At 61.4% G+C, this 24575-nt stretch carries 21 protein-coding genes and 3 pseudogenes; 15 read left to right on the top strand and 9 right to left on the bottom strand.

The features are described from left to right. Positions 1–121: 121 nt before the first annotated feature. Both ACM9ME_RS13040 and ACM9ME_RS13045 read right to left on the bottom strand, forming a co-directional pair. Positions 122–250, bottom strand: a pseudogene (locus ACM9ME_RS13040) (IS6 family transposase); the annotation flags it as partial. 755 nt (positions 251–1005) lie between these two features. Beyond that, positions 1006–1650, bottom strand: a complete 645-nt coding sequence (locus ACM9ME_RS13045) for an outer membrane protein (RefSeq protein WP_415643897.1) — start codon at positions 1648–1650, stop codon at positions 1006–1008. Positions 1651–1896: 246 nt separating this feature from the next. Between ACM9ME_RS13045 and rfbF the strand changes: the two genes are divergently transcribed. From rfbF to ACM9ME_RS13105, 12 genes are read left to right on the top strand one after another with little or no spacing between them, the layout of a single operon-like run. Further along, complete coding sequence (gene rfbF, locus ACM9ME_RS13050; RefSeq protein WP_415643898.1) at positions 1897–2664, top strand: glucose-1-phosphate cytidylyltransferase; 768 nt, start codon at positions 1897–1899, stop codon at positions 2662–2664. Beyond that, the gene (gene rfbG, locus ACM9ME_RS13055; protein ID WP_415643899.1) at positions 2658–3737 is read left to right on the top strand and encodes a CDP-glucose 4,6-dehydratase; all 1080 of its coding nucleotides are present in this window, start codon (positions 2658–2660) and stop codon (positions 3735–3737) included. The genes rfbF and rfbG overlap by 7 nt, the downstream gene beginning before the upstream one ends. Then, positions 3734–5092, top strand: coding sequence for a lipopolysaccharide biosynthesis protein RfbH (rfbH, locus tag ACM9ME_RS13060; RefSeq protein ID WP_415643900.1), 1359 nt, complete (start codon positions 3734–3736; stop codon positions 5090–5092). The genes rfbG and rfbH overlap by 4 nt, the downstream gene beginning before the upstream one ends. A 1-nt stretch (position 5093) precedes the next feature. Continuing rightward, positions 5094–5831, top strand: coding sequence for an aldolase/citrate lyase family protein (locus ACM9ME_RS13065; protein ID WP_415643901.1), 738 nt, complete (start codon positions 5094–5096; stop codon positions 5829–5831). 2 nt (positions 5832–5833) lie between these two features. Beyond that, a complete protein-coding gene (locus tag ACM9ME_RS13070; RefSeq protein WP_415643902.1) occupies positions 5834–6535 on the top strand; it encodes a hypothetical protein in 702 nt (233 codons plus the stop codon). Further along, on the top strand, positions 6532–8268 hold the full coding sequence (locus ACM9ME_RS13075) for a thiamine pyrophosphate-binding protein (protein WP_415643903.1): 1737 nt from the start codon (positions 6532–6534) through the stop codon (positions 8266–8268). The genes ACM9ME_RS13070 and ACM9ME_RS13075 overlap by 4 nt, the downstream gene beginning before the upstream one ends. Beyond that, positions 8265–9302, top strand: coding sequence for an NAD-dependent epimerase/dehydratase family protein (locus ACM9ME_RS13080; protein WP_415643904.1), 1038 nt, complete (start codon positions 8265–8267; stop codon positions 9300–9302). The genes ACM9ME_RS13075 and ACM9ME_RS13080 overlap by 4 nt, the downstream gene beginning before the upstream one ends. 17 nt (positions 9303–9319) lie before the next feature. Further along, positions 9320–11302: an SLBB domain-containing protein gene (locus ACM9ME_RS13085; protein ID WP_415643905.1), complete on the top strand. Its 1983-nt coding sequence runs from the start codon at positions 9320–9322 to the stop codon at positions 11300–11302. Then, a complete protein-coding gene (locus tag ACM9ME_RS13090) occupies positions 11299–12405 on the top strand; it encodes a GumC domain-containing protein (protein WP_415643906.1) in 1107 nt (368 codons plus the stop codon). The genes ACM9ME_RS13085 and ACM9ME_RS13090 overlap by 4 nt, the downstream gene beginning before the upstream one ends. After that, the gene (locus tag ACM9ME_RS13095; protein WP_415643907.1) at positions 12402–13337 is read left to right on the top strand and encodes a glycosyltransferase family 2 protein; all 936 of its coding nucleotides are present in this window, start codon (positions 12402–12404) and stop codon (positions 13335–13337) included. Before ACM9ME_RS13090 ends, ACM9ME_RS13095 begins: the two co-directional genes overlap by 4 nt. Before the next feature lie 7 nt (positions 13338–13344). Then, positions 13345–13737, top strand: coding sequence for a GtrA family protein (locus ACM9ME_RS13100; protein ID WP_415643908.1), 393 nt, complete (start codon positions 13345–13347; stop codon positions 13735–13737). After that, a complete protein-coding gene (locus ACM9ME_RS13105; protein ID WP_415643909.1) occupies positions 13734–15095 on the top strand; it encodes a hypothetical protein in 1362 nt (453 codons plus the stop codon). Before ACM9ME_RS13100 ends, ACM9ME_RS13105 begins: the two co-directional genes overlap by 4 nt. Before the next feature lie 4 nt (positions 15096–15099). Here ACM9ME_RS13105 and ACM9ME_RS13110 read toward each other — a convergent pair whose 3' ends face one another. The 3 genes and pseudogenes from ACM9ME_RS13110 to ACM9ME_RS15480 all read right to left on the bottom strand — a co-directional run. Continuing rightward, the gene (locus tag ACM9ME_RS13110) at positions 15100–16782 is read right to left on the bottom strand and encodes a hypothetical protein (RefSeq protein ID WP_415643982.1); all 1683 of its coding nucleotides are present in this window, start codon (positions 16780–16782) and stop codon (positions 15100–15102) included. A 12-nt stretch (positions 16783–16794) separates the two neighbouring features. Next, complete coding sequence (locus tag ACM9ME_RS13115) at positions 16795–16941, bottom strand: hypothetical protein (protein ID WP_415643983.1); 147 nt, start codon at positions 16939–16941, stop codon at positions 16795–16797. 118 nt (positions 16942–17059) lie between these two features. Continuing rightward, positions 17060–17454, bottom strand: a pseudogene (locus ACM9ME_RS15480) (IS6 family transposase); the annotation flags it as partial. Positions 17455–17583: 129 nt separating this feature from the next. On the opposite strand from ACM9ME_RS15480, the gene ACM9ME_RS13130 reads away from it, so the two are divergent. Then, positions 17584–18624: an IS110 family RNA-guided transposase gene (locus ACM9ME_RS13130; RefSeq protein WP_415643979.1), complete on the top strand. Its 1041-nt coding sequence runs from the start codon at positions 17584–17586 to the stop codon at positions 18622–18624. Positions 18625–18901: 277 nt separating this feature from the next. Here ACM9ME_RS13130 and edd read toward each other — a convergent pair whose 3' ends face one another. From edd to ACM9ME_RS13145, 3 genes and pseudogenes are all read right to left on the bottom strand, one after another. Further along, positions 18902–20722 carry a phosphogluconate dehydratase gene (gene edd, locus ACM9ME_RS13135; protein ID WP_415643911.1) on the bottom strand — a complete coding sequence of 607 codons (1821 nt, stop codon included), beginning with the start codon at positions 20720–20722 and terminating at the stop codon, positions 18902–18904. Beyond that, entirely contained in the window at positions 20719–21327 is a 609-nt protein-coding gene (gene eda / locus ACM9ME_RS13140; RefSeq protein ID WP_415643912.1) for a bifunctional 4-hydroxy-2-oxoglutarate aldolase/2-dehydro-3-deoxy-phosphogluconate aldolase, read from the bottom strand. The genes edd and eda overlap by 4 nt, the downstream gene beginning before the upstream one ends. A 292-nt stretch (positions 21328–21619) precedes the next feature. Then, a pseudogene (locus ACM9ME_RS13145) lies at positions 21620–21997 on the bottom strand (dienelactone hydrolase family protein); the annotation flags it as partial. Positions 21998–22369: 372 nt separating this feature from the next. Between ACM9ME_RS13145 and ACM9ME_RS13150 the strand changes: the two are divergent. Further along, positions 22370–22774 carry a hypothetical protein gene (locus ACM9ME_RS13150; protein ID WP_415643913.1) on the top strand — a complete coding sequence of 135 codons (405 nt, stop codon included), beginning with the start codon at positions 22370–22372 and terminating at the stop codon, positions 22772–22774. Here ACM9ME_RS13150 and terL read toward each other — a convergent pair. Beyond that, on the bottom strand, positions 22755–23519 hold the full coding sequence (gene terL / locus ACM9ME_RS13155) for a phage terminase large subunit (protein ID WP_415643914.1): 765 nt from the start codon (positions 23517–23519) through the stop codon (positions 22755–22757). The two genes, ACM9ME_RS13150 and terL, sit on opposite strands and share 20 nt — an antisense overlap. 443 nt (positions 23520–23962) lie before the next feature. On the opposite strand from terL, the gene ACM9ME_RS13160 reads away from it, so the two are divergent. Next, positions 23963–24490, top strand: coding sequence for a PEPxxWA-CTERM sorting domain-containing protein (locus ACM9ME_RS13160; protein WP_415643915.1), 528 nt, complete (start codon positions 23963–23965; stop codon positions 24488–24490). The last annotated feature ends 85 nt before the right edge of the window (positions 24491–24575 follow it).

Genomic DNA, 24575 nt, shown 5'->3' on the forward strand with positions numbered 1-24575 from the left:
TCAGCTCGGGTGCCGAATGGAAATACCGAAACGGACTGGCGGGCTTCGCCCTCGATCTGCGGCTCATCTCAGCCAACTACCAGCACACTGCCCCGCCTGCCACATCCATCTGACAGAACCGGCCAAACCGGTTCCACCAGTGGCGCACTGTTTCGTGGCAGATGTCGATGCCGCGCTCAGCCAGCAGGTCCTCCACGTTCCGCAGGCTCAGCGGGAACCGCACATACATCATCACGACCAAGCGGATGATTTCCGGCGACGAGTTGAAATAGCGAAACGGCGAGTTGGCTTACGTGGGCGAGACATGTCCCGAGCCTAAATTGCTCAACTTAAGGCCCGGTGTATTTGCTTTGACAGAGCCCTTGGCTCTGGATCGGCGGGTCATACCCGGGCTAGCACCTGCCTGGTTGGTCTGACAGCACCCAGCCACTGAATTGGAGTAGCGGAACGGCGATGCTGGCTGGCGCGGGCGGGCATCCGTCTTGCTAGCTCGCTCCGCTTAACGGACGGCGCTTTTAATCTTAATGAGTCCTGAGCGGCAATTGACCCCCGCTCTAGTCGAGCGAGGGCCGGCGCGCTACGGTCGGGGAGTAGCCGGCCCAAACGATATCGCACTGCGCTATAAATATCTGAAGTTTCACGAAGTTTCAATCGCGCGGTTCGTTGGTCGGGAGACGATCAAAATCTCGGAATGATCCTCAGCAAACTAAAGCTGAGCGGAAGCGGACATACATCATCACGACCAGACGGATCACTTCGGGCGACGAATTGAACCGACGGAATGGGCTTGGCCGCTTGGCTCTCGATCGGCGTGTCATGCCAAGCGGCTAGCACCTGCCCCGTTGGTCTGACAGCACCCGCGGCAGGGCTCGGGCGCGGACAGCGCCAGATCACGCATCGCAATGAGGTCGATCCAGAGGAATGACACCGCTCCGGATCGACCTTAATAGCATGCAATCACATCAACAATTCATCTTGCACCGCAGCGAAACGCCTGCGGCTGGATCAGAAGCGGATGCCGAAGCCGACCAGACCGGCATGATCGTGATAGCTGACCGACGTGTTCTGGAACCCGTAAGGCGCGGCATTGAAGCGTTCCGTGCGGGTGTAGCTGTATTCCGCCTTCACGTAGACGCGCGGCAGCACGGCATATTCAACACCGCCACCGACGCGGAAGCCATCCTTGTTGATGTGGCTGTTCGCGATGACCGCGCCATTCCGGTTGGACGTCTGGATGCGCGTATTCACATACGAACCCTTGCCATAGGCCAGGAACCGGCCCGCGACCTGAAAGCCGACGCGCGCGCCGCCTTCGGCCTCGGCCTGGGGACGCAGGCAGCCCTGGTTCGCACCGCCCAGCGTTCCGCAGCCCTGCGAGGTCAGCAGCGCATAGCCACCAAACACGCCCACGACGACCGGACCCAGTTCAAGGTCATAACCACCCTGCACGCCGGCGCTGCCGCCCGAGTGGCGCTGAGCCTGGCTGATCGTAGTCACGGGGCCACTGGTCCGCACTGACGGTAGCTGGCGGCTATACCCGGCGAGGAATTCGGCCCGTGGACCGGTAAAGCTGTAATCGTCACCCGACTGAGCAACTGCCGCGCTGGACAGGCTGGCACCCGCCGCAAACATCATAATGGCAAGACGCATCATTAACCCCTTTAGGAAACTCGACACAAGTTTTGCAGTAACCCATCGTTGAGCACTTTGTTGCGCTATTTCAATTTTTGCCAAAAATCCAATATCGAGTGTTGCGTCGCAGCAACACTGGTTTGTGTTGTTTGCCCAACGGTCTAACGTTATCGTGACTGCTGAGCGCTCCGGTTCTCAGCGAAACAACAGGCTTGTTACAGGCTGTAAAAATTCGGATTGGCTTGCGTGGGAAGGGTTAAGAATATGCAGGCCGTTTTGTTGGCGGGCGGGCTCGGCACCCGCTTGGGCGAGGAAACATCGTTACGCCCAAAGCCCATGGTCGAGATCGGCGGGAAGCCAATTCTGTGGCACATCATGAAGATGTATTCGGCGCACGGCATCAACGATTTCATCGTTTGTCTAGGCTATAAGGGCTATTTGATCAAAGAATATTTCGCGAATTACTTCTTGCACACCGCTGACGTTACGATCGATTTAAAAACTAACAGCGTTGAAGTGCATGAGAACTGGTCCGAACCGTGGAAAATTACCTTGGTGGAGACCGGCGACACGACGATGACCGGGGGCCGTCTGAAGGCCGTGAAGGCGTATCTTCCCGACAACGAACCTTTTTGCCTGACCTATGGCGACGGCGTGTCGGATGTGGACATTTCGGCGCTGGTCGCGTTCCACAAGGCGCATGGCAAGCTGGCGACGATCACCGCCGTGGCCCCGCCGGGCCGTTTTGGCGCGCTTGAATTCGATGGCGATCTGGTAACCGACTTTCGCGAAAAGCCTGCCGGGGACGGCGGGCTGATCAATGGTGGTTTCTTCATCGCCGATCCGTCGGTGCTCGACTTAATCCCCGGCCCGGACACGATATGGGAGCAGGAACCGCTCGAGACGCTGGCGGCGATGAGGCAACTGGTGGCTTTTCGCCATGATGGGTTCTGGCAGCCGATGGACACGCTTCGCGACCGGATCCACCTCGAAGAACTATGGGCCGTTGGCGCCCCGTGGAAGTCATGGTGAGGCCTGTCTGGGATGGACGCCGCGTTTTGATTACGGGAGATACCGGGTTCAAAGGCAGCTGGCTGTCGCTGTGGCTGGCCGATCTGGGCGCATTGGTCGCGGGTTTCGCCCTACCTGCAGCGACTGATCCGAGCCTTTTCGAAAGCGCGCGGATCGGCGACCTCGTCGAGCATACGGACGGGGATATCCGCGACCTCGACGCCGTCGAACGGGTGGTCCAGCAGACCGCTCCTGAAGTGGTATTCCACTTGGCGGCACAACCCCTGGTCCGATATTCGTACCAGGCGCCCATCGAGACCTATGCGACCAATGTGATGGGCACGGCACACGTGCTCGACGCCTGTCGCCGCCAATCGTCGGTCAAGGCAATCATCGTCGTCACCACGGACAAATGCTATGAGAACCGTGAATGGGTCTGGCCATACCGGGAAAGCGATCCCTTGGGCGGGCACGACCCGTATAGCAGTTCCAAAGGGGCGGCCGAACTGGTCGCTTCGGCCTATCGCAGGTCCTATTTCGGCGTGGACGGCGCCCCTTTGTTGGCGACGGTACGTGCCGGCAATGTGATCGGCGGCGGCGATTGGTCGACCGATCGGCTCATCCCTGATTTCGTGCGGGCGTTCGAGCGCGGTGAACGCGTGCGTATCCGGTCGCCACGGGCAGTGCGGCCCTGGCAGCATGTGCTCGAGGCGCTCGATGGCTACCTTACGATTGCCGCCAGGCTGCTTAAGGGTGATCGCGCCGTGGCGACTGCCTGGAATTTCGGCCCCGATCAGGAAGATGCGCGGTCGGTTTCGTGGATCGCGACGCGCATGGTCGAATTGTTCGGCGCCGGCGGCTGGGATCAGGACGAAGCACCGCAGGCGCACGAAGCAACCATGTTGATGCTTGATTGCTCCAAAGCGCGGCAAGAACTGGGGTGGCGCCCGGCCTGGCCCGTCGCTAAAGCCCTGGAGCGTGTTGTAGCATGGCACCGTGGAGCGGCTGACGGGGGCGATGCGCGTGCCCTGACGCTCAACCAGATCAAAGAATATCAAGCACTTGGACGAGCGCTTGCAGGAGAATATTTGTGACCTTGACGATTTCGCCGGCTGCATTGACGCCCGATTTTGCGCCGCAGTCCGAAGAGGCGGCGATGCGTCAGTCGATCCTCGAAATGGTCGGTGAATATGCCCGCAAATTTCACGCACCGAAGGCCTTCACCCCGGGTGCAAGCCCGGTTCCGGTTTCCGGCAAGGTTTACGGCGAACAGGAGATGCGTGCGCTTGTCGATTCCTCGCTCGACTTCTGGCTGACCACCGGGCGCTTCAACGACGCGTTCGAGGCGCGGCTCGCCGAGCGGTTGGGCGTGCGGCATGCGCTGACGACCAATTCGGGGTCGTCGGCGAACCTCCTCGCGCTGTCCTCGCTGACCTCACATTATCTGCGTGGTGAAGCGCTGAAGCCGGGCGATGAAGTCATCACCGTGGCGACCGGGTTTCCGACGACGGTCAATCCGTCGCTGCAATATGGCCTGGTCCCGGTCTTCGTCGATGTCGACATCCCGACCTATAACGTCAAGCCCGAGATGATCGAGGCGGCGGTGACCGACCGCACCCGCGCCATCATGGTTGCGCACACGCTGGGCAATCCATTCGACCTGGGCGAAGTAATGCGCGTCGCCGAGAAGCACGATCTGTGGGTGGTCGAGGACTGCTGCGACGCCTTGGGCGCGACCTATAACGGCCAGGGCGTCGGCACGTTCGGCGACATCGGCACGCTGAGCTTTTATCCGGCGCACCATATCACCATGGGCGAAGGCGGCGCCGTGTTCACCGACAAGCCGCGCCTGAAACGCGTGATCGAATCGATGCGCGACTGGGGCCGCGACTGCTGGTGCGCGCCGGGGCAGGACAATACGTGCGGCAAGCGTTTCGCCAGAAAGCTCGGCCAGTTGCCGATGGGCTACGACCACAAATACACCTACAGCCACTGCGGCTATAATCTGAAGATCACCGACATGCAGGCGGCTGTCGGGCTTGCGCAGATGGACCGGCTTGAAGGCTTCATCGCCGCGCGCCAAGCCAATTTCGATCGCTTGACCGAGGTGTTCGCGCAGTGGGAGGACATCTTCATCCTGCCCAAGGCGACGCCGAACAGCCAGCCGTCATGGTTCGGCTTTCCGCTGACCATCCGTCGTGAATCGGGGATCGAACGCGATGCGCTGGTCCAGCACCTCGATGCCAACCGCATCGGCACCCGGCTGCTGTTCGCGGGCAATCTGATCCGCCAACCCTATATGCGCGGCCGTAATTACCGCGTGGTCGGCGATCTGACCAACGCCGACATGGTCACCGAACAGACTTTCTGGATCGGGCTGTTCCCGGGCATCGGCGGCGATCACATCGACTATGTGGCGAGCACCGTCGCCGCGTTCTTGGGACGCTGAGATGAGCACGTCCCCCGCAGGCGCTGCAATCGATCTGGCGCAGGTTGCTGCCTTCGCGTCGCTAAAGGGCGAATTCGAAGCCGAGGGCCTCAGCCGGGAAGAACTCGCGGTGGAAGTCGCTTGGGGGGCGCGGCGCGGGCTTGATTATTTGGTCAAGATCGGCGGCTGCGAAGCCAAGTCCGACCTGCTGTTTCTCGAACGGCTGGGCGTGACCAGCGTGGTGGCGCCGATGATCGAAAGCGCGTTCGCCATGTCGAAATACATGGGGGCGCTGCCCGGCAACTATTTTCACGAAGTAGGCGTGACCATCGAGACTAAGGACGCCGTGGAGCGGATCGAGGCGATCTTAGACGCCGGCACAAAGCTGACCAATGTCACGCTCGGCCGTTCGGACCTGACGGCCTCGATCGGCGGCGCGGGCGTCGATGAAGACGAAACAATGGACATGGTCCGCACCGTCGGCCGCGCGGCCAAGGCCCGCGGGCTGGAAGTGACTATGGGCGGCGGGGTCAACGTGCGGACGCGTGACCTGCTCGCCCGTGATGCCGAACTGGCGGCTCTTCTCACCTCGGTTGAAACGCGCAAGGTCGTCATTCCCGTGGCCGCCTTTCTTGAGTCTGGAACGCTTGAGCGCGCGATCCAGATCGAGCTCGCGCTGCTTGATCTGCACACCGGGCCAGCGGCGTGTGGCCTAGACAAGGCGCGTGCGCGTTCGAGCCAGATTAGAGAACGGCTCTAGTCGTGGAGCTGAAGCTGGTTCTCGATTTCGATGGCGTGTTGTTCAACAGCGCCTTCGAAGCCTTTTCGGTTTGTAACGCCGCCGTGGCTGGCGATGCCGACAACCGGCAGGATGTCAGCTTCGAGGAGTTTCTCGATTTTCGCGGTGTCGTGACCGATGCTTGGCAGTACAACCGGCTGTACGCGCGGGATCGGCTGATCGCGCGCGAACATTTGGTCGAAGTCACGCCCGACGAGGCCGACTGGGCATTCGCGCGGCGGTTCTTCGAGGCCCGCGAAGGCATGATGGGCGATCCGGATTGGCCCAAGCTCATGGCCCCTTACGATTTCTTTTTTTTGCTGCGTCCGCTGCTCCTGCAACACCGCGACCGTTTTGCCATCCTGTCGACGCGCAACGTCGCGTCGATCCGCAAAACGCTCGCATTTTACGATGCAGATGTGGTCCCGGTGTATGGTCAGGAGGACATCCGGTCGCGGGGGTCGAAGATCGCGGTTGCCGAAGCGCAGGGGTGGCTCAACCAGGTTGACTACCTTGTTGTCTATGTCGATGACATGAATTCACACTTGGAGCCGTTCGACGGGCGGGTTCATCTGCCGTTGCATGCCGATTGGGGATATGATCTTTCGGACGCCAACAGCATGACCCAGCATCAGGTGCTGACCATCTTGTCGTCGATGTTGAAGCTTTCGCAAAAGACGGCATGAAGTATTCGGATCAGCTCGCCGCCTGGCTCCAGGCTGCCGGGTACACGCATTATTTCTACGTCGGCGGGGGCAACATTATGCACCTGACCGAAAGCCTCGATCGCTATCTGACCGGCATCCCCGTGGTGCATGAGGTCGCCGCCGGGATCGCCGCAGAATATTTCAATGAGATCGCCCATCCGCGGCGCGCGCTGGCGTTGGTGACGGCAGGCCCCGGACTGACCAACATCGTCACCGCGATTGCCGGCGCGTTCCTCGAAAGCCGCGAATTGCTTGTCCTCGGCGGCCAGGTCAAGACGGCGGACCTTGCCAACCAGCAGGTGCGCTCACGCGGCATCCAGGAAATCGACGGGGTCGAACTCGTGCGCTCGGCCACCAAGCTGGCCTATCGCTTCCTGGAGCCGATCGGGCCCGTAGAATTTCTGGAGAAACTCGCGGTCAGCTGGACGCCGCGCAAGGGCCCGGTGTTCCTCGAAATTCCGCTCGATGTGCAAGCGGCGACAGTCGATGAAGCCCCGTTGCCGACGCCGGTCCCGCCGGCCCTCGCCACCGTCGACGAGGAAACGCTCGACGGCATCGTGCGGCTTTATGACCAGGCCGAACGTCCGATCGTGCTGGTCGGCGGCGGCGTGCCCTATGCCGCCGCCGCTGACCTGCGCCGCCAATTCGTCGCGCGCGGCATCCCGGTGATGACCACCTACAATGGCGCCGACCGGTTCGACGGCGACGACCCTGTCTATCTCGGACGGCCGAATACCTGGGGTCAACGCAGCGCCAACATCATCATTCAGCGCGCTGATCTTATCATCGCGATCGGCACCCGCCTCGGCCTCCAGCAGACCGGCTTCAACTGGCAGGAATTCGGCCGCGCTGCCACGATCGTGCAGGTGGAAATTGACAAGGGCGAATTGAACAAGGGGCATCCTCGGGTCGACCACCCCTTGGCGGTCGATGCCGAGGATTTCGCGCGGCGTTTTGCCGCACGTCCGCTGTCGCGACATGACGATTGGCTGGCCGAGGCGCGTCGCATCCGCGAAGCTGTGCCGCGGATCGAAGCGGTCAACCAGACCGGCTCCGGGTACATCTCCCCCTACGACTTCATCGTGCGGCTCGAGGCGTTGACGCGCGACGACGACCTGATCATCCCCTGCAGCAGCGGCAGTGCCTTCACCTTGTCGATGCAGCTTTACAAGCAACGCTTCGGCCAACGCGTGATCACGGACAAATCGCTGGCATCGATGGGCTATGGCCTGTCGGGCGCGATCGGCGCGGCGATTGCCGCCGGTGGCACGCGGCGCACGATCCTGATCGAAGGCGATGGCGGCTTCGCGCAGAACCTGCAGGAACTCGGCACCGTTGCGGTCAACCAGCTCGACCTCAAGATCTTCATCTTCCACGACCAAGGCCATGCTTCGATCCGCATGACCCAGCGGAGCTATTTCGACGGCAAGTATCTGGGCTGCGATCGTCCTTCGGGGCTCGGCCTGCCCGATTGGGAACGCGTCTTCGCAGCATGGGACGTTCCCGTAACGACGCTGCCGCTGAACTTCGACATCGATCGGGCCGTGCTTGACCGGCTGGCGGCTCCGGGCCCTGCCGCCTTCATTGTGCCGATTGACCCCGAGCAGACGTATCTGCCGAAGATCACCAGCCGCATCACCGCCTCGGGCTCGATGGAGTCCAACCCGATCGACCGGATGACCCCCGAAATCGACTATCTGGCCGGTCTGTGACCCCCGCCGGTGGTCCTCGCAGCCTGCTGGTGATCGGCGGGACCGGGTTCTTCGGCAAGTCGATTCTCGATGCGTTTCGCCGCGGCTTGCTCGCACCATGGGGCATATCCCGGGTCATCGTCGCGGCCCGCAATCCCGATCATTTCCGTTCGGCGCATCCCGAACTGGTCAGTGAAGCGGTCGAGTTCGCCACGCTCGATATAACGAAAGCGACCGAACTGCCGAGCGCCGACTTCATCATTCACGCAGCCAATACCAGCGACGCGCGGCGCTACGCGCAGGATCCGCTGGCCGAGCGCGCGACGATCATCGATGCAGCTGCCAATTTCGCAAGGCTGGCGGCGCGCGCCAACCGGCACGTCCGGATCGTCTACACAAGCAGCGGCGCGGTCTATGGCCAACAACCGGCCGCGATCGAGCGCATTGACGAAGACTACAGGCCCGTCGATCTGTGTGAGCTCGCGCCGTACAAACGTGATTATGCCGAGGCCAAGGCGCTTGCCGAGCGGGAGATCGCCCGGCTGGGTGACCAAGGTCTGAACGTCTCGGTTGCGCGCTGCTTCGCCTTTGTCGGGCGCTATCTGCCGCTCGACCAGCATTTCGCGGTGGGCAATTTCCTGGCCAACGGGATGGCGGGCCGGGAGGTCGTGGTGAATGCCGATCGCGAAGTGATCCGCAGCTACCTCTACGCTGATGATCTGGTCGAATGGCTGACGACGATCGCCGCGGCCGCGTCGCCGGCCTGCCCGATCTATAACGTCGGCTCCGATCATGCGATCGCGGTCGACGATGTCGCCGCGCGGATCGCGCACCTATACGACACCACCGTGCGGCTCGCCCCGCGAAAGAACCTTCTAGCCGATCGCTACGTGCCATCGGTCGATCGCGCCCGGCATCAGCTGGGCCTAGCGATCCGGTACGACATCGACGCCGCATTGGCGGCAACCGCCCGGCAATTGGGCGACTGTCAGCTTGTCGCCAAGGATATATCTGGTAGGAGCAGCGACCTCTCGAAATGGGCGATTCAACGTTGATGCGAAGCTTGTTGCGTGTGTTTGATCGCGTCCCGCGGCTGGTTTGGGCGGGCGGAAGGTCGCAGCGAACTCTGCTGGCGTTGATGCTGCTGGCGGCAGGCTCGTCGCACGCCGTTGCGCAACAGAGTGAATCCGGCCGGAATGTCCCTTACGGGTCGCCGCTGTCTTCGGATCAGACGCAACAACAGGGCTCGCAGCTGTCGCAGAACCCACCATCGGCTTATCCGACGCCGGCAGAGCGGGTCGGGCCGACCCAGCTTGAAGATAATCAGAATTCCAACCAGTATCGAGACGACCAGTCGCTTACCGACGATCAGACGACGAATACCAACAGCAACATCACCAACCGTTCGCGCGTGACTAATGTGCCGCCACAACAAGTGCGCCCGCCCGAGCTCAACGAATTCGAGCGGTTCGTTGAAAAGCGGCTGGGCCGGCGGCTGCAGCGCTTCGGCTCGGCGCTGATTTTGCCGGCAACGCGAAATTACTCAGTGCCGACGACGACAGCGGTGCCCCCCGCCTACAAGCTCAGCCCGGGCGACGAGATTTTCATCGGGCTGTCGGGTTCGATCGAGGGCAGCGTCAGCCGCCAGATCGACTCGAATGGGCGAATTTTCCTGCCGCGCGTGGGCTCGATCAACCTGGCGGGCGTCAGCTACCGGGATTTGAAGGACGTCATCGAGCGCGCGGTCGCGATCCGTTATCGCGGGTTCGACGTCTCGGTCGCGGTCACCCGTCTCCGCGGCATTCGCGTATTCGTCACCGGCTTTGCGAACAATCCGGGCAGCTATACGGTCGACAGCCTGTCCACCTTGATCAACGCGGTCTTCGCCGCGGGCGGGCCGTCGTCGGGCGGCAGCTTCCGGTCGGTGCGCCTGATCCGCAACGGTGAACTGGTCAGCAGCCTCGATCTCTACGCCTTCCTGCGCGACGGGGACCGATCGCACGACGCAGTGCTGCAGAATGGCGACGTCTTGTACATCGCGCCGCTCGGTCCGCAGATCGCTCTCACCGGCAGTGTCAATCAGGAAGCGATTTACGAGGCGCGTCCCGGAGAATCGCTTGACGATCTGCTGCGCTTTGCCGGCGGCACCACGGCGCTTGCCGATGCGGACCGCCTGATCCTGTACAGCTTGGACAATGCCCGCTCCGTGGGCGCGGTAGAAGTGGCGCGCCAGGATTTCGCGCGGCGTCCGGTTACGGGGGGCGACATCGTCCAGGTTCTGGCGACGGGCACACTGGCCAATCCGCTCGACCGTCAGACGGTTATCGTTCGCGTCGAAGGTGAGGTTAACAAGCCCGGCAATTTCGTCGTCCCTCCCGGAACGAATTTCGACCAGGTTGTGGCCTTGGCCGGCGGCCTCACAAACCGCGCGTTCGTCTATGGCACTAATTTCCAGCGTTTGTCCGTCCGCCAACAGCAGCGAGACAGTTACGAGGAAGCCGTGCGGCAGCTCGAGACCGCCCTGGTCGGAGCGCCGCTGACCAGCGACAGCGTGGTGTCGGACGAGCAGCGGTCGCAGCAACTGGCCGCGGGACGCGCACTCCTTGAGCGCTTGCGCCAGGCCCAGCCCGATGGGCGCGTGGTCCTGCCGATCCTGCCGTCCGGCGCCGGTCTGCCTGGCGCGCTGACTCTGGAGAGCAACGACACGATCTATATTCCTCCTCGCCCTACGACGGTGGGCGTGTTCGGTGCAGTGTACCGGCCCGCCTCCTTCCTCATCGAGGACGGCCGCAAGGTCGAACTGAAGGATTATCTGCGGCAGGCGGGCGGGACGCTCCGCCTCGCCGACACCGGAGACATATTCGTCATCCATGCCAATGGCGCGGTCGTATCGCGCCGCGCGGGGGCCTTGTCGGCTCCCGCTCTGCCTGGCGACATCATCTTCGTCCCGACCAAGACGCAGAACGTATCTCTACTCGCGCGCCTCGCGCAGATCAGCGCCGTGCTGTTCCAGCCGGCCATCGCCGCGGCCACTTTGGTTGCAGTCACCAAGTGACGCCACCGGGCAGCCTGTTCGACACGCTGTCGGCCAACCGAATTTTCGGGCGGCCGCTATATCGTCGCCTGGTGCTTGGAGTTCTCGCGATCATCCTAGCGCTGTTGACGATTTTCCCGCGTGAATATCGCGCGGCGGTGTCCTTGACGCCGAGCGACCCGTCCACGCTGGGGCTGAGCGGCGCGCTCGGCCAGCTTGGCGCCCTGACCAACGTGTTCGGCAGCCAGGCCGCGGTGGAAATCAGCCTCAAAGTTGCGCGCAGTGTCGAGGTGCGCCGGCTGACGATCGAGCGGCTGGGCTTGTTGCGCAGCGGCAAGTTCCGCAACGAGGTGGAGGCGCAGCGCTGGATCAATCGCGAAGTCGAAATCCGGTCGCTGCGCGGCGGGATCCTGCAGATGACCGCGCAGATGGACGATCCAGTGCTTGCGCAGCAGCTGGTCGGCGCAATCGCCACCGCCACGCGCGAACGGCTGGCCGGAATCAGCCAGGCGCAGACGGCGTACAAGCGCCGCATCCTTGAGCGCCTAGTCGGCGATGCCGGCGATCGTTACGCGCGCGCGCAGGCGGCCTACGACCGGTTCCGGCTGCAAACGCGCTACTCGGATCCCGGCCGATCGATCGAAGCGATCGGTGAGCGGGTGCCCGCCATCCAAGCGGCCATCAAGGCGCGCGAAGTCGAACTGCGCGCGGCACAGCAATTCGGCACCGGGCAAAGCTTTGCGGTTCAGCAGATTCAGGCGGAAATCATCGCGCTCAGATCGCAATTGCGCCAGGCGGAAAGCTTGGACGGCGCGGATGCCTACTCAGTCAACCGGGTCGTCCGGCAATCGACCGAAGTGGAGAAATTGAACCGAGAACTGACGATCGCACGCAGCCTGTACGTCAGTTATCAGCGCTTCCTAGAGGGCACCTCGGTCGAGGATCTGACCTCGGGCGCCAACGTCCGCGTACTAGAGCCGCCCTATATCGATCCGGCGCCCCAGTTCCGCACCCTGCCGCTGGTGCTACTCATTGCCGTCTTGGCGCTGCTGGCGGCGATCGAATTCTACCAGCTGCGGCCTCCGCTCGGCGCCGACACCCGCTATCTCCGAACCGTCGAATGACCCAATTGGACGTTTCGGTCGTCATCCCGGTTCGCAACGAAGAGGAAAATGCGATCCCTATCGCTGAGGCGGTGATCCGGGAAATGGAGCGTACCGGGGTCTCCTTCGACCTCATCTTCATCGACAATTCCTCACAGGACCGCACGGTGGCGTTGCTTCGCGAGCTCTGCGCGCGCGATCCGCGCGTCCGGCTGATCATCAACGCCCGCAATTTCGGCCAGATGCGCTCACCGACCCACGCGATATTCGAAGCGCGTGGCCGTGCCGTCATCAACATGTGCGCGGATTTCCAGGACCCGCCAACGTTGTTGCCGGAGATTGTGCGGCGCTGGCAGGCCGGTTCCGAAATCGTCCTCGGCGTGCGGGAATCCGAGCGCTCATCGTTCGGCCTCTCCGTTGCCCGGCGCACCGCTTACTGGTTTGCCCGGCGGTTCGGCGATTATCCGATCATTCCGAACGCCACCGGCTTCGGCTTGTACACCCAGCGCGTGGTGCAGGAAATCGCCCGCCTGAACGAGCCCGAGCCGTTCTTCCGCGGCATGCTGGTGGAGACCGGATTCGATATCGTTACGATTTCCTATCCCCGGCCACCGCGGGCGGCGGGGCGGTCGAACAACAACTTCTTCGCGCTGCTGGACTTCGCGCTGTCGGGCATTGCGGGGTCGTCCAAGCGGTTGGTCCGCGTCCCGTTCTTTGCCGGCACGATCGGAGTTATCGCCGCATTCCTGCTGTTCCCGATCACCATTCTGGCCAGCCTGTGGGGCGCTGCGGGCTGGGGCTGGTGGCTGGCGATCGCGCTTCAGCTGCAATTCGGCCTTCTATTCATTTTCCTGGGATTGATCGGCGATCAGATCCGCCTGATTTCCGAACGGACGCGGCAGACTCCGCTGGTCGTCGAGCGCGAACGCGTGAACTTTCCTGCCGATTATTGACGTGCGTTTGATCGAGCGCCTCGGGCTGGCACGGCTGAAACAACTGATCCGCTTTTATCAGGCTGCGGCGATCAACACCGCGTTCGGCTTCGGCATCTACGCCCTGATGATCCATCTGGGCCTGAACCTGTACGTTTCCCAAATCATCGCCCAGATCCTCGGCGTCACGTTCAATTATTTCACCTACAGCCGGCATGTCTTTCGAGACCGTGACGCGTCGAAGCGCGCGTTCATTTTGGCCTACGCCTCTAACTATCTCGTCAATCTGACGATGCTGGCCGTGTTCGACCGGCTCGTGCGGTCCGACTATCTCGCCGGCCTGCTGGCGACCATCGTTGCATCGATCCTGAATTACCTGTTGCTCAAATCGCTGGTGTTTCAGCGGGCGGGGACGTCGTGAAGCGAATTCTTTCCGACTTCCGCAATTGGGAATATATGCTCACGCTCGCTGTGCTTGTCGGTGGAGTCTACAGCATCGGCTATTTGATGGTTCAGGGCTATCTGCCTCAGCCGTTCTTTTATCAGCCGTTCGACGTGTGGATGGATTGGTTCAATACCGCTTATTGGGCACATAATCCCGGTGCGTATGACAGCTGGCAGACGCTCTATCCGCCTATATCCTTCCTGTTCCTGCGCTTCTTAACCGCACCGCACTGCTACATCGCGAACGAGGGCTGGTATTCGCGCGACTGCGATTGGTACGGCATGTTGACAATGCATGGCTGGTACGTTCTCAACGTATATCTTATCGGTCGGACATTCCTGAAAATTGATCGCAGCACGGCCCTGCCGCGATCGTTTACACTCGCCGCCGGTATGCCAATGCTCGATGGGCTAGAGCGGGGCAATTTGATCCTCGTCGCATTTACGTGCTTCTTGTTGGGCTACGGTCCGCTGCTGCGGAGCGCGCGTCTCCGGTGGTTGATGGCCGGACTGGCGATCAACTTCAAAATTTATTTGCTCGGCACGATCTTCGTTTATCCGCTGAAGCGGCGTTGGAGATGGTTCGAAGGCTGCCTGCTCGCAACATTAGGTACCTACATCATCAGCTGGGGCCTGCTCGGGGCAGGAACGCCGCAGGAGATTATTACCAACCTCAGCGACTGGAATAACCATCTCAACATGGCGTCAAGCTTGCTTGACCTGTGGTACGCGACGTCGTTCCAACCGCTCATTGGCTTGCTCAACGGCTCGGGATTGCCGATTAGTGATATAATCGGTTCTTGGCGCACTGAGACGTTTTCGCTTCTACTGCCTGCGGCGATCCACGCAACGCAGCTGATGATAGTGATAGCAGCTATGGTGGCATGGCTGCGCCCGGAAACCGTACCGACCTACCGGCTGGTGAATCTCGCGACATGCATAGCGCTCATCACCACTGAGACTGGCGGTTATACCCAGGCGCTAATCGTCCTGTTGACGTTTTTCGAACCACGAAAGTCTGGATTGGCTATCGGCATTGCAACGTTTAGCTGCTACATTCTGTCGATTCCGGGTGACATCTTCATCGACCCGGTCCTCCCTCAGACCAATAACGGCTTCCTCAATACGGGACCACTATTTTACGCCTACTGGATCACGGTTGGTCCCTTCGTTCGGCCGGGCATAGTGCTGGTAGTGGCGATCGCACTGTCCTGCGCGACGATCGCCACGGTGTGGCGCGACATCCGCACACAGGGCTGGCGCGGACGCACGCGGTTTTCGCGCGATGCGCCCATCATGATTGCCGGTGGTCGGACAGAGCCTGTCATCGGCTAATCACCTACCGGATCACCCCGATGATGCTGTTGTTCCTCCGCGCGAACGCTGCCGCACCGGCTCCGCGCGTCGCGTCCATCCCGCCGATCCACAGCTTGCGCGCGCTCGTCACCTCACCGAAGCAGCCGGGATCAACCGCCGTGCCGTCCATCGAACAATAGTTGCATTCGGCATCAAGAAAGACCCCGCCCGCCAGTTTGCCAAGAGACCCTAGCACGATCGGCCTGACTGCGGACCGATACATACCAGCCGCGGTAATCGCGAAGTTCGCTGTCTGCCGCGTCATATTGCTGATCTGCGGTTCCAGCTGCAGCGCGCCGCTGGCTTGAACCGCAACAGGGCGCGATCCTTCGTGAAGCTTCAGGCCTTGCACACGAACGCCGCGAATGCGCTGCAGCAGCAGTGAGCCCTCACGAAAATCGCCATGCACCTGACCGCCGGACACGGTGACGAGGCCGCCTCCGTCATGCAGAATAATGCCGTGGCTGCCACCAGCGGCCGCAGCGTAGATATAGGGATCGGCGATCTCGATCGAGGCACCTTGCACGCCGCCAAGGTCGATCTCGATTGCATTCCCGGCACACCCGTCGAGCACGCAATTGCGCAGGTGCAGATCGACCACTTGGGTCGGGCGGGTCACGCCGCGCGCGCGGATCTGAATGCCGTTGTCGATCTGCGCGGACTCGAAATGGTCGATGAAACTATCGACAAAGGCGCCGTCGGCCCTGAGCCCTGTCGGCTGAACATGCGCGGCGTGCTGACCGACGACGAGGCAGCGGCTGAGGTAAAGCGAGGCATTGCCGCCCGCCATGCCGTAGTCCGGCGAGCCGTCCAGATAAAAGCCGACCGCCAAGTCGCGTCCGCCGCCCGACCCGGCACGCGTCCGTTGCGCCAGGCAGTCGTCGACCTTGGTGTAGACGGTGCCGCCGAAATAGAAGCCGATGCTGTTTTCCAGAGAGGCGATGTCCCTGAACGTCGCACGCACGACGAACGACGCTCTCAGGCCGGTGGGGTAGCGCCGTTCGTCGCCGCTTGGATGCGGCGTGACCGCGCCGTCGCGCACCAGGGTGAAATTGGCGAGATGGATCTCGTGGACGAAGGACTCGCTGCCCGACCCTGGCTGGCGCACGGACCCGACCAGCATGATGTCGTGATCGTGAATGCCCGGCGCCTGTCCCTGCAGGATGATGCGCGTGCCTTGGCCGTTATCGGCGGCTTGCGTCCCGCTGCCGTTCATCGTCCGCCAGCTGCGGTTGAGCACGAGGGTGCGGCGGACGAAATAATCGACCTGGCCAAGCTGCGTGACCGGGGAGAGCGCGAAACAGGCTTCGATCGCGTCGGCGCAGTCGAAATTGCCGTCGCCAGGTCTCGCCCCAAACCATTCCGGGTGTCCATTGCTGTGATCCCAGATCCGCGAAAAATGGCGGTCATTCGCCGCACAGGCGAAGCTGATGCCGTCAAGCGGATCGCCCGCCGGCTTCGTGCCACTCACGCACCGGAAAAACCCCTCGCGGCCTTGCTCCGACAAATAGGCGATGGACCCGATCGCCGGCGCGCCGGCCCCCAAGATTTGCCGCGTACCCGCCCCGACCCCGCTGGCCACCGCCATCGCTTGAAAGTCTTGGCCGGATGCGGACGCGCCGGCGGCGAGTGATGCCGTCCCTGCGATCAGGCCTCGCCGATCCAAGCCGCGCCCCATTCAGCCGGTCGACCGCATGAACGCGCCGGCGAAATAGAGCACTGCTGCGATGATCGCCGCCGTCGTCAAGCTGATGCCCAGCATCCCCCATCGGTCGAGTGCCGTTCGCGGACCGGTCTTGGTCGGCGCGGGCCAAAGCTTCTTCATCGTGATACTCCAGCAACGGGGGCGGGACTGCGGTCAGTCTCGGCGGAGACGTCGAGCAGCCAGCATGCCCTGCTTGGTCTAGACCGGTTTCAAGACCAAGGCGAGACGCGGCCTGGGCCTTCATGAAGCGGAGTGCGGCTTCCTTGTCGCGCGTCCGCGTGACGTAACTCTCAAGGATCTCACCCTCGTGATCGACGGCGCGCCAGAGGTAGTGGGTTTCTCCGTTAATGTTCACGAACACCTCATCGAGGTGCCAGCGCCACAGACGAAAGCCGCGCATAGCGCTCACTCGCTGACGACGAATGTCGGCGGCAAACATCGGCCCGAACCGGTTCCACCAGAACCGGTTCGTCTCATGTCAAACATCAACGCCGCGCTCGAACAGCAAATCCTCGACATTCCGTAGCGACAGCAGAACCGGACGTACATCATCACCACCAGACGGATCACCTCGGGCGACGAATTGAACCGCCGAAACGGACTGGGCGGCTTGGCTCTCGATCGGCGTGTCATGCAAGGCGGCTAGCAGCTGCCCCATTTAGACTGATGGTGTGGACGGCGCTCTGATTGGCAGTTGATTCGGAAGAACCCGCTGCCAGTCTGTGATCGTTGTCAAAGCGATCTCGCACAGGGGCGCCGTCCATGAGTAAATTACCCATCGATTTGTCGTCTGTCACGACGGTTGGCCTCGACCTGGCCAAGCATGTGTTCTTCATCCACGCCGTCGATGTGCAGGGCCGGGTAATCCTTGCAAAGGAAGTTCGGCGGCGCGATCTTCTTTCCTTTTTCGCCTCGCTGCCGGCGTGTCTCGTTGGTGTGGAAGCTTGCAGTTCTGCGCATCATTGGGGACGCGAACTCATGGCATTGGGGCACGATGTTCGCCTGATGCCACCGGCTTATGTGAAGCCATATGTCAGGCGCCAGAAGAACGATGCGGCCGATGCGGCAGCGATCTGCGAAGCCGTGACACGCCCCTCGATGCGCTTCGTCAAAGTCCGGTCCATCGACAACCAGGCGGTGCTGATGCACCACAAGGTGCGCGAGATGCTGGTACGTCAGCGGACCCAGATCCTCAACGGCCTCCGTGGGCATCTCGCCGAGATCGGTATTATCGCGGCACAAAGCCCGGTTCATGCCCGCGCGCTTGCCGACCTCGTAGGTAATGGCGATGTGTCCATCCCGCAGGCCGTGACGAGGGCTTTGTTACCACTGGTCACTCAGCTCGAGCACCTCGATACCGAGATCAAGGAGGCCGATGCCGCCATCGCCAGGCTGGCCAAAACCGATCCGGTTGCTACTGCGCTGATGTCGATCCCGGGCATCGGTCCGGTCACAGCCTCGGCGCTGGTTGCCAGCGTTGGCGATCCATCCGGCTTCGCAGGGCCGCGGCAGTTCGCCGCGTTCCTGGGGCTAGTACCGCGACAGAACTCGTCGGGCGGCAAGCCTCGGCTCGGACGGATCTCCAAAATGGGCAACGGCTACCTGAGAAAGCTGCTGGTCGTGGGCGCGCACGCTGTGCTCTTCCACCGCGCGCGGCATGCTGATCCACTCCGCTCTTGGGCGCAAAAGCTGATGGAGACCAAGCCGTTCAAGCTGGTCGCGGTCGCCATCGCCAACAAGCTTGCCCGTATCGTCTATGCGGTCATGACGACTGGCACATTCTATCGCGCTGCCAAGGTCTGAAGGTAAACTTCACGCCTGCCATAGCGCTCAATAATCACGGGTGACCATGAGGTGATGCGACACAACCGGACACAATCTGCCAAGCCCGAGGTGCTGTCTGCGCAACGCAAGCGCGCTAGACTGAATAGGGGCAAGCAGATCAGCGGACAAACATCAGGGCCAGTGGATTACCCCACAATCAAAGGCCGGAGACATGACCGCACCCGCGACCGTCGACTAACCCAACTTCACCCTTGATCGCAGGGCGCCGTCCAGACATGACAGCACCCTATTAAGCCTAGATGCCTGCTTCGTGCAGCATTGCCGATCCGCCGAGTTCAGCCGGGTCGCAGTGATGACGCATTAGCGAAAAGAGTTCGCGGCCAACGCCCGGTTTGAAATCCGGGCGCCGGCATTGTTCGCGCGCATCCCATTCGTCGGCGCTGACCAAGGCCGTTAGCTCGCCGCTTTCGGCGCAGACACGAACCACATCGCCATCGCGGAGCTTGCCGAGATGGCCGCCAAGATAGGCTTCGGGTGACACGTGGATCGCCGCGGGCACCTTGCCGCTCGCGCCGCTCATTCGGCCATCGGTGACGAGCGCAGCGCGGAACCCCTTGTCCTGCAGCACCCCCAGCGAGGGCGTGAGCTTGTGCAGTTCGGGCATGCCGTTCGCCGCCGGCCCCTGAAAGCGCACGACGACGATCACGTCGCGGTCGAGTTCGCCCGCCTTGAAGGCGTGGATCACATCTGCCTGTTCATGGAACACGCGGCACGGCGCCTCGATCGACCAGCGCGACGGGTCGACCGCGCTGACCTTGATGCACGCGCGCCCTAAATTGCCTTCGAGCAGGCGAAGCCCGCCTTCGGGCTGAAACGGATCGCTGACCGGACGGAGGATTGCGGGATTGGCGCACGAAGCCGGCGGCTCGGTGAAAGCGAGCGCGTCGCCGTCCATCACCGGCTCCTTCGCACCCGCGCGTAGCCCGGCGCCATAAACCGTCATGATGTCGTCATGCGCGAGCCCCGCATCGAGTAATTCCCGAATGACAAAGGGCATGCCCCCCGCCGCGGCAAGGTCGTTCACGTCGCCGCCGCCATTGGGATAGACGCTGGCGATCAGCGGCACAACGCGGCCGAGTTCGTCCATGTCGGTCCAGTCGATGACGATCCCCGCAGCGCGCGCAATCGCGGGCAGATGGATGCAGTGATTGGTCGATCCGCCCGTCGCTAGCAGCCCGACCAAGGCGTTGACGATCGACTTGGCGTCGACGCACTGCCCGAGCGGGCGATAGTCGTCGCCGTCCCAGCCGATCTTCGCGACCTGATGCGTCGCGGCGCGGGTCAATTCCTGACGCAATTTGGAGCCCGGCAACACGAAGCTGGAGCCGGGCATGTGTAGCCCCATCATCTCCATCATCATTTGGTTGGAATTGGCAGTCCCGTAAAATGTGCAGGTACCTGCTCCGTGGTAGCTCGCACTTTCGGCCTCCAGCAATTCAGCGCGACCGACTTTACCTTCCGCGAATAGCTGGCGGACGCGTGCTTTTTCCTTGTTGGCGAGGCCTGATGGCATCGGCCCGCCGGGCACGAGGATCATCGGCAAATGACCATAGCGTAACCCGCCGATTAGCAGGCCCGGTACGATCTTGTCGCAGATGCCGAGCATCATCACACTCTCGAACATGCCGTGCGACAGCGCGACTGCCGTCGACAGCGCGATGACGTCACGGCTGAACAATGACAGCTCCATCGACATCTGACCCTGCGTCACCCCGTCGCACATCGCGGGAACGCCGCCCGCGACTTGGGCTGTGGCGCCAACCTCGCGCGCCCAAATCTTAATCTGATTAGGATAGCGTTCGTACGGCTGATGCGCCGACAGCATGTCGTTGAACGCGGTAATGATCCCGATGTTGGGTCGCGTCCCGCCACGAATGGCTGCTTTGTCTTCGCCGGACGCTGCAAAGCCATGCGCCAAGTTGCCGCAGGCGAGCTGCGGGCGATTGACACCCTCGTCCCGCGCCCGCTCGATCAGGTCGAGATATGCGGCACGTCTTTCCGCACTGCGCTTGACGATACGTCCTGTGACCGCCTCGACGACCGAATTGAGGCTCACAACGCGGCGGCCTTGCGCGCCGCACTTTCGATCGCCGTCTCGTCGGGCGCACCTTTGCCCACCACCCAGCTGCCACCGACACACAGCACCGGATCGAACGCCAGCCATTCGGGCGCGGTCGCTTCCGTGATCCCGCCCGTCGGGCAGAAGCGACATTGGAAGAATGGCGCAGCCAGTGCCTTGAGCGCCGGCAGCCCACCTGCGGCCATTGCCGGGAAGAACTTAAAATGCGTCAGCCCGAGGTCGAGCCCAAGCATGATATCCGCGGCAGTGGCGACGCCAGGGAGAAACGGCACTTTGCTGTCGGTCGCCGCGCGGCCCAGCCGCTCGGTCAAACCCGGCGCCACGATGAACTCGGACCCCGCATCGACCGCCTGTGCCAGCTGATCGGGACTGGTCACCGTTCCAGCGCCAACGATCGCGCCTTCAATACCTTTCATTTCGCGAATTGCTTCAAGCGCGCACGGCGTCCGCAGCGTCACCTCGATCACGCGAAGGCCACCCGCGACCAGCGCCCGCGCGATCGGTTGAGCATGCGCCAGATCGTCTATTACCAGCACCGGGATTACGGGAGACAATCGCATTAAATTGTCAACTAAAGCCATGTCGATCCTCCGAATAGAAGTGTAGCGGCAGGAAATTCAGCTGTATTCCACTAAATTTGTTGGGTTCAATGCCGATGCGCCTGGGCGAACGCCGCTGCGGCCCGAATTAAACCGGGCTGCGGGTGAACGACGAGTTTACTGGAATGTTCGCCATCAGCGTTTGGCACGCGGGCGGCGTTCATTCGAACGGCTATGGCTATGGCTTCCTCGCCAGGGTGCTGTCAAACGAACCAGATCCTGGTTAGTTTGACAGCACCCTCGTCACAGGTACGTCCTTTGGTCCGCAAGCGATCTAGGCAGGCGCCTCGCTAAATAAATGAGCGAGGAAATTCCTTGTTGCTTCCCAGCTGCGTCGATCAGCCCTCTCGTCGTATCCGAACCCGGGACGTAGAGAGTCTGCACTCGGGTCAGTGAACCCATGTCCCGCTTGGCCATAAGCGTGAAGCTGCCAGTCAGCGTGCCCGTCGGTGAGCTCTCGGGCCAGTCCAACCACGGCATCTGGCGGCCCGAGTGGATCGTTCCAACCGTGAGCAACCAGTATTTTGGCGCTCATTGGATGGACGTTGACATAGCTGGGTCGATCATAGACGCCGTGGAAACTGACTACTCCCAGGACATCTTGGCCGGACCTGGCAAGGTCGAGGACGCAAAGACCCCCAAAACAATATCCAACTGCCGCGAGGGTACTGTCAAACTAACCAGTATCTGGTTCATTAGCCCACAAGATTCATAAAATCCCGAGATTGTGCTGTCTGTCTTCGCGGTACACAACGAGGGCAAAGTAAGCGCGAAGGCAGAACATTAGTCGAGCGGCTGCACACCTAACCAGATAGGAAAGTGGCTGCCCCGTTGGTCTGACAGTGCCGCTCCAGCCCTTCTCGCCACGAAGCCGTCGCACATTTTCACCAAGACGCTTGCGAATATCCACGCCGCAGAAAGACAAGCTGTCGCCGATCGATCTACAGACGATGAGTGACATTTGAGTTGACTGCGGCAGCCGCGGAAGCGACGGCAGTGTCACTGATCGTCTACAGGACACGCAATGAGCCGTTATAAATCGCAGGTGCGTGAGGTCATAAACCGCAATGCGCTGGTTACCTTGGCGCTGGAACACGGGTTCAACGCATTCTTGCCGGTATACGACGGCGGCGTCGATTTTATCCTTTACCGCGAAAGCGACGGTGTCGTTCGTAAAGTACAGCTCAAGGGTCGCTGGTACATCGATCGAAAATACGAAGGTCGCGACATTTGGATCGCGTTTCACGTGGATGGAGACTGGTATCTGGCACCCCACGACGAACTGATCGGCATGGGCGCCCGTTACGGCTTCACCGCAACCCAATCGTGGCTCGACGGGGGCGCCTACAGCTGCCCCAAGCCATCGCGCGCGATGACCCTGGATTTAGCGCCATATCGCTTTGGCGAGGTCAGTATCGACGCGGCCTAGAGCTGTTGTGTGTGTAGGCACGCGGTCCGAACATGGGCACGACGACAACTCCCGGACCGCGCAGACGCTTCCGCTCCGCATAGCCAAGAAACTGCGAAATACTGTCGACTTGATCATCGTGGCGACCTGTGGGGAATTGGAGGATCTCGTCGCGCAACTCGGCGAGCCAAGGCGCTGACAGCGGAATGGAAACCCGGCCGCTCTCTACCGCTGCCGACACAGCGTGTACCCGCGTCACCTTGTCCTTATGCGGCTTAATCCTAATCGGTATCGGCATCCTGTTTGGACGCTCGAACCTCAACAAATCATGCAATTGGATTCCTGCAGCGGTGTCCTCAATAAGGAGGTCCTTTGGCCACCAACGTTCGGCCTGCTCGATAACCGCGCGAAACAGGTCGGGGAAGTTCAGCCTCTTTCTAAAGAGGTCGAGCAGATAATAATGGCCATTGCGGATCGCCCAGGTCGTACACACGCTATAGTCGGCGAACTCCGTGGCCTTTGACGCGCAATCCCAGCTTTGGACGATCGTAACGCTGTCTCGTTCGGGCGGCTGATCGAACGTCTGGAACCACCGCCAGTCCCATATCCCGCCATCGATGGGTAACGGGTTTTGCTGATACTGGGCGCTGAAATCACGGGATCCCATCGTAAGTTTCAGGTCATCGAGAATTTCCCTGGGTTCACGCGCTGGGTCAAGAACCTCAGCGAAACGCCGATGATGCCATTTGTCCGGCCCCAGCTGCACTGACTCGTCATGGGTCCCGATGGTACTGTCAAACTAACCGGGATCCGGTTCGTCGGCGCTCAGATCGGCCTCGATTTCGCAAAACTGATCGGAACAGATTGCGCACGAATAAGGTCGATTTGGACGATCTCGGTGCCCGCTGATGCCTGCGAACCAGATAGGAATTCAGCGGTGCATTACGTCTGACAACACCCCCATACTCGCCCCTTGTAGGTGCCTAACAGCGCCGAGCGACAATGCTCCGAGCCTTTGTATCGATGACAGGCTGGAACCGTCGGCTTGGGCCATGCGTCACGAATTTCGTGCCCAATCAGTCGGCGCACGTCCTGAGTCCCGATAAGGGAATCACACGTTAATTTTCTTCGGCAACCATAATCCTGAGCTGAACGTACCTTCCCTGTCCGACGTTCAACCATGAGCGCGGCCGGGTCAGGAGATTTTCATTGTCAAAGTCCTTATTGGCCGCCGCCATTGTTGCGGCGACTGCGCTATCAAGTCCTGCTTCCGCATTGCAATTCAACTTTGATTTTGCTCCCCAGCAAGCGTTGTTTGGTCAGCCGGTTTCTGGAAGCGGCATTTTTACAACTTCAGATACTGCCACAACGGTCGGTGGGCGCACCGCCTACCAGATCACCGGCGTCAGTGGCTCGGTCAACGGTTCGGCAATCGTTGCACCGACTGGTAGCTACGGCAATTACTTTACCGATGCGGCTGGATTTCTCGATGGGAGCGGCACGCGATTTTTCACCCAGTCCGGTATTGACGTCCGCTTCTTTCAACAGAGCAACAATGCACGTTATCGAGTGAATACCTTTGGCGCGTTTGGTTCGTCCGAATATGTCACTGCCAACTCATCGCTGGTGTCCGCCGGCGTCCCCGAGCCCGCCGCATGGGCTTTGATGATCTCCGGTTTTGGCTTGGCCGGCTTCGAATCGCGCCGCCGTCGCTCGACAAAATACGTCACGGCATAAGCGATCGATTAATGGAAACAGGTGGGGTCGCGGGAACACCGCGGCCCCTATCTGTCTGGCGCATCAAAGTCCGCCATCGGGTCTT

It is taken from the genome of Sphingomonas antarctica, assembly GCF_965137005.1.
GTDB classification, from domain to species: Bacteria; Pseudomonadota; Alphaproteobacteria; order Sphingomonadales; family Sphingomonadaceae; genus Sphingomonas_O; species Sphingomonas_O antarctica.

What these genes read in the sequence shown, in the direction of transcription:
- ACM9ME_RS13045 (WP_415643897.1), bottom strand. Translation starts at nt 1,650, where the DNA reads ATGCGTCTTGCCATTATGATGTTTGCGGCGGGTGCCAGCCTGTCCAGC.
- rfbF (WP_415643898.1), top strand. Translation starts at nt 1,897, where the DNA reads ATGCAGGCCGTTTTGTTGGCGGGCGGGCTCGGCACCCGCTTGGGCGAG.
- rfbG (WP_415643899.1), top strand. Translation starts at nt 2,658, where the DNA reads ATGGTGAGGCCTGTCTGGGATGGACGCCGCGTTTTGATTACGGGAGAT.
- ACM9ME_RS13065 (WP_415643901.1), top strand. Translation starts at nt 5,094, where the DNA reads ATGAGCACGTCCCCCGCAGGCGCTGCAATCGATCTGGCGCAGGTTGCT.
- ACM9ME_RS13075 (WP_415643903.1), top strand. Translation starts at nt 6,532, where the DNA reads ATGAAGTATTCGGATCAGCTCGCCGCCTGGCTCCAGGCTGCCGGGTAC.
- ACM9ME_RS13095 (WP_415643907.1), top strand. Translation starts at nt 12,402, where the DNA reads ATGACCCAATTGGACGTTTCGGTCGTCATCCCGGTTCGCAACGAAGAG.
- ACM9ME_RS13115 (WP_415643983.1), bottom strand. Translation starts at nt 16,941, where the DNA reads ATGAAGAAGCTTTGGCCCGCGCCGACCAAGACCGGTCCGCGAACGGCA.
- ACM9ME_RS13130 (WP_415643979.1), top strand. Translation starts at nt 17,584, where the DNA reads ATGAGTAAATTACCCATCGATTTGTCGTCTGTCACGACGGTTGGCCTC.
- eda (WP_415643912.1), bottom strand. Translation starts at nt 21,327, where the DNA reads ATGGCTTTAGTTGACAATTTAATGCGATTGTCTCCCGTAATCCCGGTG.
- ACM9ME_RS13150 (WP_415643913.1), top strand. Translation starts at nt 22,370, where the DNA reads ATGAGCCGTTATAAATCGCAGGTGCGTGAGGTCATAAACCGCAATGCG.